This is a genomic window from Thermococcus sp. MV11, assembly GCF_012027285.1.
GTDB lineage: Archaea > Methanobacteriota_B > Thermococci > Thermococcales > Thermococcaceae > Thermococcus > Thermococcus cleftensis.
Genome location: NZ_SNUD01000004.1, coordinates 1 through 11927, shown reverse-complemented (window position 1 = coordinate 11927; position 11927 = coordinate 1). Strand labels below are relative to the sequence as shown.

General features: G+C 54.4%; 12 protein-coding genes and 1 other RNA gene. 1 reads left to right on the top strand and 12 read right to left on the bottom strand.

Annotated elements, in window-relative coordinates:
• Position 1: 1 nt before the first annotated feature.
• The 12 genes from E3E27_RS09555 to E3E27_RS09500 all read right to left on the bottom strand — a co-directional run bounded on the left by E3E27_RS09555 (position 2) and on the right by E3E27_RS09500 (position 11616).
• Positions 2-157 carry a hypothetical protein gene (locus tag E3E27_RS09555; protein WP_167774422.1) on the bottom strand — a complete coding sequence of 52 codons (156 nt, stop codon included), beginning with the start codon at positions 155-157 and terminating at the stop codon, positions 2-4.
• A complete protein-coding gene (locus E3E27_RS09550) occupies positions 138-1319 on the bottom strand; it encodes a M48 family metalloprotease (protein ID WP_167774421.1) in 1182 nt (393 codons plus the stop codon). The genes E3E27_RS09555 and E3E27_RS09550 overlap by 20 nt, the downstream gene beginning before the upstream one ends.
• Before the next feature lie 32 nt (positions 1320-1351).
• Positions 1352-1531: a hypothetical protein gene (locus E3E27_RS09545; protein ID WP_167774420.1), complete on the bottom strand. Its 180-nt coding sequence runs from the start codon at positions 1529-1531 to the stop codon at positions 1352-1354.
• A 165-nt stretch (positions 1532-1696) separates the two neighbouring features.
• Complete coding sequence (locus tag E3E27_RS09540) at positions 1697-3442, bottom strand: endonuclease/exonuclease/phosphatase family protein (protein ID WP_167774492.1); 1746 nt, start codon at positions 3440-3442, stop codon at positions 1697-1699.
• Positions 3443-3504: 62 nt separating this feature from the next.
• Entirely contained in the window at positions 3505-4353 is an 849-nt protein-coding gene (locus E3E27_RS09535; protein ID WP_167774419.1) for a prenyltransferase, read from the bottom strand.
• On the bottom strand, positions 4354-5673 hold the full coding sequence (locus E3E27_RS09530; protein WP_167774491.1) for an NAD(P)/FAD-dependent oxidoreductase: 1320 nt from the start codon (positions 5671-5673) through the stop codon (positions 4354-4356). It abuts the gene before it with no gap.
• A 65-nt stretch (positions 5674-5738) separates the two neighbouring features.
• Positions 5739-7424: a potassium channel family protein gene (locus E3E27_RS09525; RefSeq protein WP_167774418.1), complete on the bottom strand. Its 1686-nt coding sequence runs from the start codon at positions 7422-7424 to the stop codon at positions 5739-5741.
• A 60-nt stretch (positions 7425-7484) separates the two neighbouring features.
• Positions 7485-8162: a UMP kinase gene (gene pyrH / locus E3E27_RS09520; RefSeq protein ID WP_167774490.1), complete on the bottom strand. Its 678-nt coding sequence runs from the start codon at positions 8160-8162 to the stop codon at positions 7485-7487.
• 73 nt (positions 8163-8235) lie between these two features.
• The gene (locus E3E27_RS09515) at positions 8236-9402 is read right to left on the bottom strand and encodes an FAD-binding oxidoreductase (protein WP_167774489.1); all 1167 of its coding nucleotides are present in this window, start codon (positions 9400-9402) and stop codon (positions 8236-8238) included.
• Positions 9395-9667, bottom strand: coding sequence for a (2Fe-2S)-binding protein (locus E3E27_RS09510; RefSeq protein ID WP_167774417.1), 273 nt, complete (start codon positions 9665-9667; stop codon positions 9395-9397). Before E3E27_RS09510 ends, E3E27_RS09515 begins: the two co-directional genes overlap by 8 nt.
• Position 9668: 1 nt before the next feature.
• Complete coding sequence (locus E3E27_RS09505) at positions 9669-10178, bottom strand: 4Fe-4S dicluster domain-containing protein (RefSeq protein WP_167774416.1); 510 nt, start codon at positions 10176-10178, stop codon at positions 9669-9671.
• Positions 10171-11616: an FAD-dependent oxidoreductase gene (locus E3E27_RS09500; RefSeq protein ID WP_167774415.1), complete on the bottom strand. Its 1446-nt coding sequence runs from the start codon at positions 11614-11616 to the stop codon at positions 10171-10173. Before E3E27_RS09500 ends, E3E27_RS09505 begins: the two co-directional genes overlap by 8 nt.
• 124 nt (positions 11617-11740) lie before the next feature.
• On the opposite strand from E3E27_RS09500, the gene ffs reads away from it, so the two are divergent.
• Positions 11741-11927, top strand: an RNA gene (ffs, locus tag E3E27_RS09495) — signal recognition particle sRNA; the annotation flags it as partial.

Below are 11927 nucleotides of genomic sequence, written 5' to 3'. Positions count from 1 at the left end.
CTCACGCCTCGCCCAGCAGGATGAGCAATAGCACAAAAAACACGCCTATCCATATCAGCGTTGCGTTCCCGCTAAAGAGACCGAGGAGAACGGCGAACAACCCCCCAAGAAGGAACGGGTTTCCCTCGATTCTCCGCTTAAGTTCTTCCCACTCCACCTCGGCCACCTCCAAGGTTCTTCAGGTGCCTTATCCTCTTTTCAATCGAAGGGTGTCTGTTCAACAGGTTAAACCATTTCCCTGTTTTTTCCGGCAGCAAGTTGAGCTCAGCCAGCTTTTTAAGTGCCATTAGAGTTGGCTCAAGCCCCACGACATTCGCCGCGAACTCATCTGCCTTGAACTCGTTCCTTATGGCTATTCTTGATTCAATAACAAAGAGCCAGAAGTAGAAGGCAAAGAAGAAAACGCCGAAGAAAACCCACGGCGATGAGAACAGCTGAACGTTGAATTTGTGGAGGATGTAGATGAGTCCTATCCAGAAGATGAACCAACCGATGCTCAAAGCCGCGTTTATCCAGAGGTGCTTTCCTTTTATGTGCCCAATCTCATGGGCTAAGACCGCTTTAATCTCGTCCTCTTCGAAGTTATCAACCAGATAGCGGGTTAAAACAACGTAGCGGTAGCGGGGAATTATACCCGTAACCATGGCGTTTGCGAGCTTTTGATCGGGCTTTCCTTTAACGATGATGTCCCTGACTTTAACTCCCTGCTCCTCACAGAACCTTATGAGCTCGGCCTTAAGCTCGGGGTCGAGCTCGCTCTTTGTCCCAACTCTAATGAGGATGAGCGGAAAGAGCGCAAAGAAAGCGAGTATTAGAATTGAGTACATGAGCAGGTCAAACCACCACTTTGAGGTTAAACTCTCCGGCAGGTAGAGCATCAGCAGCAGCCAGATAAAGGCAAAGCCAATGATTGGGCCCAGGATCAGTGCGAGAGCTTTCAGAACCTCCTTTTTTGGATTTTCAATCTTTTCCTCTGTAATATTCACTCCTACTTTAACAGTCTCGTAGATGATGAGGAAGATTGACAGGAGAAGCGGGAAGATCAGGATTGTTGCAAATGCAAACACCTTGAATATTTCAGGTAGGGGGAGCTTATCTACCATGTCAGCGACCCAGTCAAGGGCTCCGAGGGCTATCATCGCAGGCAAGTAGAGTATGAATGCCCCGAAAATGCAGACCACCTCAGCCTTCAGCAGATTATAGTTTTTCTCTTTCTTTGGTAGCTCTTCTCTCAGGATTTTGCGGCCCCAGTATCTCATTATCAGTGGGGGAACGATAATCGTTACAAGCCAGAGACCAACGATAATGAAGGTTTTCATTTAGACTCACCGCCTTTGGCTTTTTCTCATTTTTAAGGATACTTTCTGTCATTGATTGGTCCTTCCAGCAACAGCACTATCAGAATAACCGTGAAGACACCCATCCATAACAGATATTTGTTCCGGATTATGACACCTACCGCTATCAGCATCAGAGCCCAAAGGAGGAAGGGATTATTTTTTGCTTCCGCCATAAATTCATCCCAGTCCATCTTTATCCCCCTAGGGCAGCTATGATACTCGGAACCATGAAGGTTGCAATGGGGCGGGAAATAAATGAAATTTGATTCATAAAACTTTACTGGACAGAGATACGTTTGGTTTGGAATTTAAGAATTGCGGTTCAATTTTCGAAAAAAGGTTGAAGAGTGAAAACCTCACGGAAGCTCGATGACCACCCACACCGGCCTGTGGTCGGAAACCTCGACGTCGCAGAGGCAGCCGTAGTCCTTAACCCGGGCCGGCCAGTCCCTCTTGAGCAGAATGTAGTCTATGTTCTCCTCGTCCCTGACCCCGTTGCGCTCCCAGAGGAAGGTGTACGGGGGCCTCTCGGGGAAGGCGTCGCGGTAGTCGCGCGTGAGTATTGCTATTGCCTCCTCGTCAGGCTCCGCGTTGGTGTCGCCCCCTATTACCTGGGCCACCGGTTTGCTCTCCGCGAACTTGAGCAGCTCCTCGGCCTGCATGGCCCTCTCCTCCTCGCTCAGCCCCATGTGGACGTTCACTAGGGTGAGGCCGAGTTCCTCGATGAAGACCTTCTGTGCCGGCCTCGCCTGGCCGACGCTCTCCAGGTTGAGCTCACCCTCTGTTCTCATGTGCCAGTGGGAGAAGACCGCTATCCCGTAGCTTCCCTCAACAGCGGGCTTGTACTCATAGGCGTAGCCTAGGCGGGCGGAGATGAAGAGGGGCACGTCCTGGTAGCCGTTGGCTATCATTCCGCCAACAACCTCCTGGGCCAGCCACACGTCCGGCCTCTGCTCGGCTAAAAGGTTAACCAGTTCATAGCCGTTGAAGGCGCCGTCGTAGGGCCCGAAGCCCTGGTGGACGTTGTATGTCCAGATGAGGACGTCCTTTTTTGCCTCGCCGTAGGTTGGCCCCGCGTTGAAGAGTGCCAGGGTTACCAGGGAAGCGACGATGAGGCCGGCCAGCGGGCCGGCGATTTCCCTCGCGCTTGGGAGTCCAACTTCGCGGTCCTTCCCGTAGGCGCTGAGGGCGTAGATTACTGAAGCGACCAGAATCAAAATCTCAAGCCTGTCCTCCATGAAGGCCAGCCCTATGTCCCTGCCCACGTAGGCACCTATGGCGAGCGTTGAGACGAGGAAGAGGTAGAACACACCTATGACTCCTCCCCTGCTGCCCTTGGCGTTCTCGACCAGCGCCATTGAAGCCGCGAGAGCTAAGGGGAGGCCGATGAGCGAGAGTGGCTTGAGGAAGAGCGTGGCCGAGCCTAGGACGAGTAGGACCATCGCGAGGGAGGGCTTTCTGGCAAGGTACGGGCCGAGAAGAATCGCCAGGGCCACGAGCAGGGAGAAGCCGATGAACTCGGGCAGGTAATAGACAGTCATTCCGGAGTAGCGCATCACGGCGTTGGGGTAGATGAGGCCGAGCTCGAGCAGAGCCGCGAAGGCGTACAGCCCAAAGCCGGGCTTCTTGAGGGTTCCCGGTTCCTTCCAGAGAGCGTATGAGCCGAGGAACAGAAGGACGGCCAGGATTACCCTCGTGTAGGGGAAATCAGCCGGTTCCCCGCCGGTGGCCAGAACGCGGAGGCTCAGGTCGGCAACGAGGCCGATCGCCAGGTACTTCACGTCAAGCTCCTTGACGAGGGCCAGAGCCACGGGCAGGGCAAAGGCCGCTATCAGGTGCGTGTATTCCGTCGCATCAGTGGCGAGGAGTGCGATGGCGTAGGCGGCCATTATGACCGCCCCGGCCTTTCTGCTAAGCCGCCCGACGAGAAATGCCGCAAGCAGGAGCAGGAGAATCCCCAGTCCGGAGGGGAAGTTAACCCCGTAGAAGAACGTCTTTTCCAGGCTGGAATACGCTCCCGCAATGAAGATTCTAAGTGACGACGCCAGCAACACTCCGGCCCCAAGACCGAGCAGTATTTTATCCCTTCCGTTCACGCTCATGTCCATCACCTAAAACTCAAGTTGTTGGGAGGGCACTTAAACTTTGTTGATACCCCAACGGCTCAGAGGAAGAAGGGGAGGAGAAAAACCAGCGCCCCCATGAGAAAGGCCGCTTCCATCTTCCGGAACACTTCCTGCCTTTCAGCACCGTCGAGCCAGTGCCATAGTTGAAGGACAGAATATGCCATAAAAGGGAGCGAAAGGACAGAGGGAAGCGGGTAATAGCCGAGGAGGCAGTAGACGACGACCATGATGGAGGAGAGGGCAAAGAGAAGCATCCCGACCTTTATTCCCCTCTCCCGCCCGAGCCACGAGGCGGAGGTTCTTGCCCCCAGGGCGAGGTCCTCCTCTATGGTCGGTATCGCGAGTATCATGTGGCCGGCCGAGAGGAGAACGAAGAAGGGGAGGGAGTAAACGACCGCCCATCTCACCGGAAGGCCGAGGGACTCGAAGATGAGCCCCATCGTGACGGGGCCGTAGGTGAGACCGTTGGTCAGCGAATCGACTAGGGGCCTCGCCTTGAAGCGCAACGGAGGGGCGGAGTACGCTATGGCGAGGAAAGAGGCGATGAGCGTTATGATGAGGGCCTTGAGTGATATCAGCGCGGAAAGGGCAAGCGCCGGAATGAGGAGGCCGTAGCCGAGGAGTTTAGCGACCCTCAGGCTCACCTTTCCGCTCACGAGGGGGAGTTCGGTTCTGCTGGCCAGCAAATCCAGCTCGTAGTCGTGGTACTCGTTGATGACGAGGCCCGCCGACGTGACGAGGAAAACCACGAGCATCGCTATGAGGAAATCAGCCGTGAAGAAAACGCCGTAGTGGTAGCGCGCGATGGTAAAGGCCACTAAGTCCGGAACGAGGGAGGGAAGGGCGAACTTGGGACGAAGAAGGGAAAGGAGAGCCCGGAGCTCCACTCAGCGGAACCTCCTAAGCGCCATCTCGGCCGCAACGCTTATCGGGTCAATGGTCGGGCTTATCGGCGGGGCGTAGGCGGTCTCAAGGTAAACGACGTCCTCAACGGTCGCCCCCTTCTGGGCCAAAGCCGAGAGCGTCATTATCCTGCCCCAAACCCTTTCCCCGCCGACTATCTGCGCGCCGATTAGCTTTCTATCGTCTTTCCGGAAGATGACCTTGACGGTTATCGGCTTGCCGCCGGGGTAGTACTCCGGCTTCGTTGAGCCCTTGAACTTTCCAACCGCTATTTCGATGCCCTCCCTCTTCGCCCTCTCTTCGGTTATTCCGAAGGTGCCTATCTCGAGGCCGAAGAGCTCGGTTATTGCAGTGTTGAAGACTGGCCTGAAGGCGACGTTCTTTCCAGCTATGTGCTCCGCCGCGACCTTCGCCATTCTCACCGCGCTCGTCCCGAGCTGGCTGAGCGTCCTTGCCCCGGTAACGGCATCAATGACCTCCGCGCAGTCTCCTATCGCGTAGATGTCCGGATCACTTGTCTGGAGGTGCTCGTTGACGACTATTCCACGGTTCACCTCAAGCCCCGCCGCCTTGGCGAGGTCAACGTTGGCCCTCACACCTGTGGCGACGAGAACCAGATCGGCCGGGACTTCCTCATCGCCTATCCTGACCGCCCTGACCGGGCTTCCGATTATCTCGCTAACTCCCTCGTTGAAGCGGAAAGTTATGTTGTGTTTCTCCATCTCGGCCTGGACGAGCTTGGCGGTGTCTTTGTCGAGCATGGTCGGCATGAGCCTGTCCATCAGCTCCACAACCAGAACCTCCATGCCGAGCTTCGCGAAGGCCTCCGCGCCTTCGAGGCCGATTAAACCGGCGCCGATGACGACGGCCTTCCTCGGCTTTCTCTCGGCTATGTAGGCCTTTATCCTCCTCACGTCGTCGAGGCTCTTGAGGGTGAACACTCCCTCGTTCTCCACGCCCTTGATCGGCGGGACGAAGGCCTTAGAGCCGATCGCCAGGACAAGCTTGTCGTAGGGGACTTCGCCCTTGTCGGTGATTACAGCCTTCCTCTCGCGGTCTATTGCTTTGGCTTCGGTGGTGAGCATGAGCCTGATTCTCTGCTTCTCGTAGAATTCGTTGGGGAAGACGATAACGTCCTCGGGCTTCTCTATCGTGCCGCTGATAACGTGAGGCAGGGCGCAGGGGGAGTACTGCATCGTTTCCTCCTTTCCGATGACGGTTATCTCAGCTTTCCTGTCGAGCTTCCTCATGAAGAGGGCGAAGTTGCTTCCGGCAGTTCCAGAACCGACGACCACTATTTTCATGAGCACCACCGGAGGGAGAAGGGCGAGGAGGTATAAAAAGTTGGCCTTGGCCAAAGATTTCAGCATTACATAGTAATTTTCTGTACTCCTACTGAGACCAGTGCGGCCATTAAAATTGCACCGAGTAGGGCCTCAGTTGCCGCGAATGCCTTCATTAAGCCGGTTGGAGCCAAGTCTCCGAATCCCAATGTTGTAAATGTAACCGTGCTGAAGTAAAGAGAATTTAATAGGTCACCCACAAAATTTCCAGTACATCCATACTTGATTCCTCCAGAGCATATAGGACCTGAAGAAAACTCCAAGCAGTTAGTAATGGATAACTGACGGAGTATGCAAAAGTCAACACAACCAGCTATCCAGTAGATAAGCCCAAATACAATAATAACCACTCCAGAAGTCCTTAGGATTTTCTTTGGATTTGTAAGATACTCGGAAGACCAGTCCAAGAGGAGCCATTCAAAAAATCTAATTACGATATTTTTGGCTTTCCTTTGTTCTCGTTTTAAACTAACCAACACTCTATCGGCGTCTTCATAGCGTCCAAGACGTTCATAACTAAGTTTTTGTATCCTCATCGCCTCTATAAAAGCCTCTGAGAGCTTGAACCACTCTCTAGGCAAGTCTATTTGTATCCCTTTGTAGATGTCACAATACTCAAAACTCAGCTTTCCCTCAAACTTATATTTTTCATCATCTGGTTTTCCTGTGAAAATTGCCAGTCTCTCAAAAGTTGAATTTGTAAATAGTGCGTCTCCTTTAAAAACGGCGTCCTGAAATTCAACAGTATCCTCAAAAAGGACTTCTTCAAACCGAGCTTCATCATAAAACTTCGCGCTCTTAAAACTCGCCCCCTTTTCGAACGTGGCAAAGTTGAAGATGCACTCTCCAAACTCCGCAAAGTCAAAAGCAGCGACATCTTTAAACGTGGAGCGGGCAAAGATGTAGCTCACATTATAATGGTAAGGAGACTTTAGTGAGATCATTAATGGCCAGCGTTTCTGAAAAGAGCTGGGGAGAAATAGCGAATTCTGGAAATTTGCAGTAGACCTGAACTCGCACATATGAAAACTAGTTTTAAAGCAAAATGTTACGTTATAAAAATCGGCCGTTTTGTAGAATTTAGTTTCACCAAAGTGCACCGTTAAACAGAAGTTGGCCTTTTGAAAGAAAACGTCCTCGAAAAATTCTGCCTTGAAAAAGTTTAGGGCTGAATAACTGTATTGTTTATTTCCAAGTTCAAGAGGATACGACTTTCCGATTGAAATGGAACTATTAAACCATACTGTTTTTTTAAATTTGACCTCCATAAATGAACAATCGGTAAAAATTGCTTCGCTAAAAGAAGTTTCCCCATAGAACACCGAGTTATCGAAGCGTATTGAACCCTCAAATTTAGCGGCATTAAAATAAACTGTGGATTTGAATACTGCCCATTTGAATATTGCCTCCCTAAGTGGAAGCTCTACTGTGAGAGCTTTTCCTTCTTTAGTGGTAAATTCGTGTTCAATCGTTACATCTGGCACTTCTGGAAACACAAACCCTCTAGCATCTACAGGCTCCTCAAAAACCAACCTTTTTACCTTCTGTCTTTTGACCTCAATCTCCTCAATCCTCGGCTTGAACCTCTCCAGAAACTTCCTGTAGAACTCAACGGCCTCCTCCTCCTCACTCTTGTTCGGCTTGTGGAAGATGCAGTACTCTTGGTCGGCAGTCTCAGGGTCGCAGTTCCCGAAGTGTGCCATCTTGCACATGGTGGCATATTACTCGACATTACTATAAAAACGTTTCCAGGCAAAAATTAATGAAAAACCTCACGGCTCCACTACCGTTCCGCTGTGCTTCCCCCTCACCACGTCGAAGAGGTGATAGGCGTCGCTCTTCCCGACTATGTAGGTTCTAATCTTCCCGCGCTGGATGAACTTAGCCGCTAAAGCATCAACGACCCCGCTTCCTCCCGCTTTGCTCTCGGCCTGCATGGCGATCTCGACGAGCTGGTCGACGGTTATCCTGTCGAGCTTCTTCGCGTCCGGGTTCTTTCTCGGATCCGAATCGTAGACGCCGTCGACGTTCGTCACCACGACGAGAAGGTCAGCCTGGAGGTACTCGGCGAGGAGAGCCGAAACCGCATCGGTCGTGTGGCCGGGGTGAGTTCCGCCCATTATCGGTATCTTCTTGAGCTGTATGACCTCCCAGGCCTTCCTGAAGTCCTGGATTACGAAGGGATAGGCCTTCTCGCCGAGGGCAGCTATGAGGAGCATCGCGTTGGCGCGGGTGATGTGAATTCCGATGTAGTCCTTGAAGGTCTCGTTGGGCGTGAAGGTCTTCGCTGCCTTAATGTACTTCCGGGCAACCTTTCCTCCGCCGACTACCACCGCAACCTCGTGGTCCTCGCTTATCTTGATGAGCTCGTATGCGATGGCCTTAATAAAATCAACGTCCGGGTCGTCGGGGACAAGAACCGAACCGCCTATATCGAAGACTATCCTCATGATGACCCTCACAGTGCTAATCGAGGTTCCTTTATAATCTTTTTCTTGCCGGGAAGATGATAAAGAAAAGGGATCACCCTATCTGGAAGGCCGAACTCCTCAGCTCTCCCCTCTCGAAGCGGTAGGGGTCGTACCACTCCCAGTCGAGCGGGACCTTGGAGCGGCCCTTTGAAATCAGCTCGGCCATTGCCTGAGCAACCGCCGGCGCCATCATGAAACCGTGCCCGCTGAAACCAGCCGCGATGTAGAAGTTATCAAGGAGTTTACCCATCGCAGGGTTGCTGTCGGGCGTTTTCGCGTAGAAACCTGCCCACTGACGGACGATGTGTGCATAGCGAAGCGGCGGGGCGATTTTCACGGCATAGCGGAGAACACCGCGCAGGAAGTCATAGGTAGGCTCGACGTCGTCTAAGCTTTTGGCTCTGTGCTCTATCCCTGCACCGCAGATTATTCCACCGTCCTCGCCGTCCTGAATGATGTAAGCATCGTTCCAACTCGGCGGGCAGACCAGCGGTTCAGCCTGTCCGGGCTCCAGCGGTTCGGTCTTGACGAGCTGGTGCTTGTAGGCGGTGATGGGAACGAGGTCCCGCTTTAAGCCGGCCATCTCGTTGATGAGCGGCGCCCAGGCGTTGGCCGCGTTGAGGACGGCATCTACCCTAACCCTCTCGATCCTCCCGTCATGGCGGAACTTCACGGCCGTTATGGCGTTCCCCTCGCGCTCGAAGCCAACCACTTCGGTGTGCTCGCGCGCATCAACGCCGAGCTCCTTAGCCCGGAACAGGTATGCGAAGAGCGTCTTGAAGGGGTTCGCCTTCCCGTCCTTCGGGTTCCACGCCCCGGCGAGGAAGGGCTCGGTGTTGAGGATCGGCACTATCTCTTTCGCTTCGTCCATGTCGATGAGTCTCGTGGGGACACCGAATCTGTTCTGGAGCTTTATGTTCGCCTTAAACGCCTCAACCTCCTCCTCACTCGTGGCAAGGAACAGGTAGCCGGTCTGTCTGAAGACTATGTCGCTCTCCAGCTCCTCCTCAAGCTTTTCCCATCTCTCAACGGAGTACTTCATGAGCCTGATGTTGGCTTCGTCCGTGAACTGCGCCCTGATTCCCGTCGCGCAGCGGAAAGTCGAGCCCGAGCCGAAGTAGCCTTTCTCGAAGAGGATAACGTCCTCCCCAAGTTTGGCCAGCTCGTAGGCGGTGGCAACTCCTATTATTCCCCCGCCGATTATTGCGATTTTACTCATCGGCACCACCCACTATAACCTCTACGCGGACCGGCCTGGTTGGAACCCTCGCCTTTGGAAGCGGAATGTCCTCCTGCTTTCTTCCGGTCTTCCTCGCGAGTATGCCAAGCACTATCGGGATGCACGTCCTTCCCTGGCAGGGGCCCATTCCTATGCGGAGGAGCCTTTTGAGCTCCTCGATGTCGGTAATTCCAGAGTCGATGAGCGCCTCAATCTCCTCGACTGTGACGTCGTTGCAGCGGCAGACGATTACCTTTCCAGGCATATCAATCACCTCTCGCGACCTTTATCGCCCTAACCTCCCAGGCCAGCTCTATCGGCACCTCAACGGTGATTATCGGTGTATCTCCCTTGCTCTTTTCCCTGGGAACTACCGTGATCACCTTCCCCCTTCCGACCGGCTCGCCGACCCTGTTGAGCAGTATTACCTCCTCGCCCCGCTTGGGCAGCGGAAGAAGCTCGTGGGGCATCGTTATCCTTGCCTTGTCGCCAACGTAGTGCATCATGAAGAAGGCCAGGCCCGGGCATATCTGGACGCAGAGGGAGCAGCCAATGCACCTGTCGTAGTCCACAATCGGTAAATCGTTCGGGGTGGGCATGCTTATCGCGTTGGTCGGACATACCTCCCTGCACGGGGCGCACGGAATCTCCTGCGGGCATTCCGGAATCGCTACCGGTCTTTTCCTCAGCCGTTCATCGCTCGGCCTCGGGATTATCGAGAAGAGCTCCTCGGGAGTGATGTAACCGTTTCTGAGGTAGGCGGGGATTTCACTCACTGGCGACACCTCCAATAAGGGCCTTTTTAATCCCCTCAAGCACGTGCCTGCCGAAGGGGCCGGAGCGGAACTCTACGAGGTCCTTCTGGGCTTTCTCCATCTCCTTCAGCCAGCTTTCGTCCGCTATTCCGAGTCTCAGCGCTGCCGCGATTCCGGCGACCTTGCCCTCAAGCATCGCAGTAGTAGCTTCCTCTATTCCGGCCGAATCTCCTGCGACGAATATTCCCCTGACAGTTGTTTCCATCCACTCGTCGCGGAGAGCCACGTGGCCGCTCAGCTCGCGTACGTAGCGTATCTGACAGCCCGCCTGATGGAGGAGCTCGATGCTGGGCCTCAGGCCAACGGCGAGGGCTATAACGTCCACCTCAAAGGTTCTCTCCGTTCCGGGGATTGGCCTCCAGTTCTCGTCGAGTTGTGCCACAACGGCCTTCTTAACCTTCTCCTTTCCTTCAGCGCGAAGAATCGTGTGCCTCGTTAGTATCGGGACTCCAAGCCTTCTGACCTTGGCAGCATGGACGAAGTAGCCGCCGACCTTTGGCATGGCCTCGACTATCGCCTTCACTTCAACGCCCGCCTGGATGAGCTGATACGCCAGAATAAGTCCCACGTTGCCGGCACCGACGATTAAAACGCGGTCGCCGGGCTTGACGCCGTAGGTGTTCATGAGCGTCTGTATAGCTCCGGCACCGTAGATCCCCGGTAAATCGTTGTTCTCGAAGGGTATCATCTTCTCCATCGCACCGGTGGCGACAATGACAGCCCTTCCGCGGAACTCTATCAGCTCTCGGTTGTTTTTGACCGCCAGAACGAGCTTCTCGTCGCCGTCCTGAAAGATGCCAACGGCGGACGTCTCCAGGAATATTTCGATGTTCTCCCTTTTCCTCGCCTCGTCCTCCAGAATCCTCGCTATCTCAACGCCCCTGACCCCTGCGAACTGCTCGCGCTTACCGAAGAACTTGTGGGTCTGCTTGACGAGCTGGCCGCCGAGCATGGGGTTCTCATCGAAGAGAACAACCTTCGCACCAGCATCCGCCGCGTGTATGGCCGCCATCAGACCTGCGGGACCGCCGCCGATTATCACGATGTCTGCCTTCACTACCTTCGCGTTCCTGAACTCAGGGGGTTTGGCTTCTCTTGGCAGCTTGGCCTTTCCGCGCTGGCGCTCTATGACCATTCCGTCCTCGACGAGGGTTATGCACGTCCTCACGTTGGGAACCCCGTTCACGACCATCAGGCAGGAGGAGCACTTTCCGATGGCACAGAAGAGACCTCTGGGCCTCTTCTCGTTGGCTGAATAGTTCAGGACCCGTATTCCTGCCGCATGGAGGGCCGTTGCTATCGTTTCGCCCTCGTAGGCTTTGATGGGCTTTCCCTCAAAGTATATTGTAACCTCTCTGCCGCGCTCAAAACGCAGAACAGGATGCTCAGTTAAGCGCACGGTGTATCACCCATGCACCTATTCGTTCACGCATTTATGAAAATTTTTCAATCCGATGGTGAGCAACCTTTGGTTTCAGGGACTACCAAAGCTTTATATATCCGGGGGCGGATAAGTTAGCTGGCGGCGGGCTAGGCCGGGGGGTTCGGCGTCCCCTGTAACCGGAAACCGTCGATATGCCGGGGCCGAAGCCCGGGGGGCGGTTCCCAAAGCCGCCCGTGGAAGCCGGGGTGCAACGGTGATCCCTCGTCCCGGGGGGCCGGCGGTGGGCGGGGCGGAGCTGGAGGGCTCCGCTAACGCCCTTTACCCGC

Excerpts from the sequence above, each read along its gene's own strand:
- E3E27_RS09550 (WP_167774421.1), bottom strand. The coding sequence starts at position 1,319 with ATGAAAACCTTCATTATCGTTGGTCTCTGGCTTGTAACGATTATCGTT.
- E3E27_RS09545 (WP_167774420.1), bottom strand. The coding sequence starts at position 1,531 with ATGGACTGGGATGAATTTATGGCGGAAGCAAAAAATAATCCCTTCCTC.
- E3E27_RS09540 (WP_167774492.1), bottom strand. The coding sequence starts at position 3,442 with ATGAGCGTGAACGGAAGGGATAAAATACTGCTCGGTCTTGGGGCCGGA.
- E3E27_RS09530 (WP_167774491.1), bottom strand. The coding sequence starts at position 5,673 with ATGAAAATAGTGGTCGTCGGTTCTGGAACTGCCGGAAGCAACTTCGCC.
- E3E27_RS09525 (WP_167774418.1), bottom strand. The coding sequence starts at position 7,424 with ATGTGCAAGATGGCACACTTCGGGAACTGCGACCCTGAGACTGCCGAC.
- pyrH (WP_167774490.1), bottom strand. The coding sequence starts at position 8,162 with ATGAGGATAGTCTTCGATATAGGCGGTTCGGTTCTTGTCCCCGACGAC.
- E3E27_RS09515 (WP_167774489.1), bottom strand. The coding sequence starts at position 9,402 with ATGAGTAAAATCGCAATAATCGGCGGGGGAATAATAGGAGTTGCCACC.
- E3E27_RS09510 (WP_167774417.1), bottom strand. The coding sequence starts at position 9,667 with ATGCCTGGAAAGGTAATCGTCTGCCGCTGCAACGACGTCACAGTCGAG.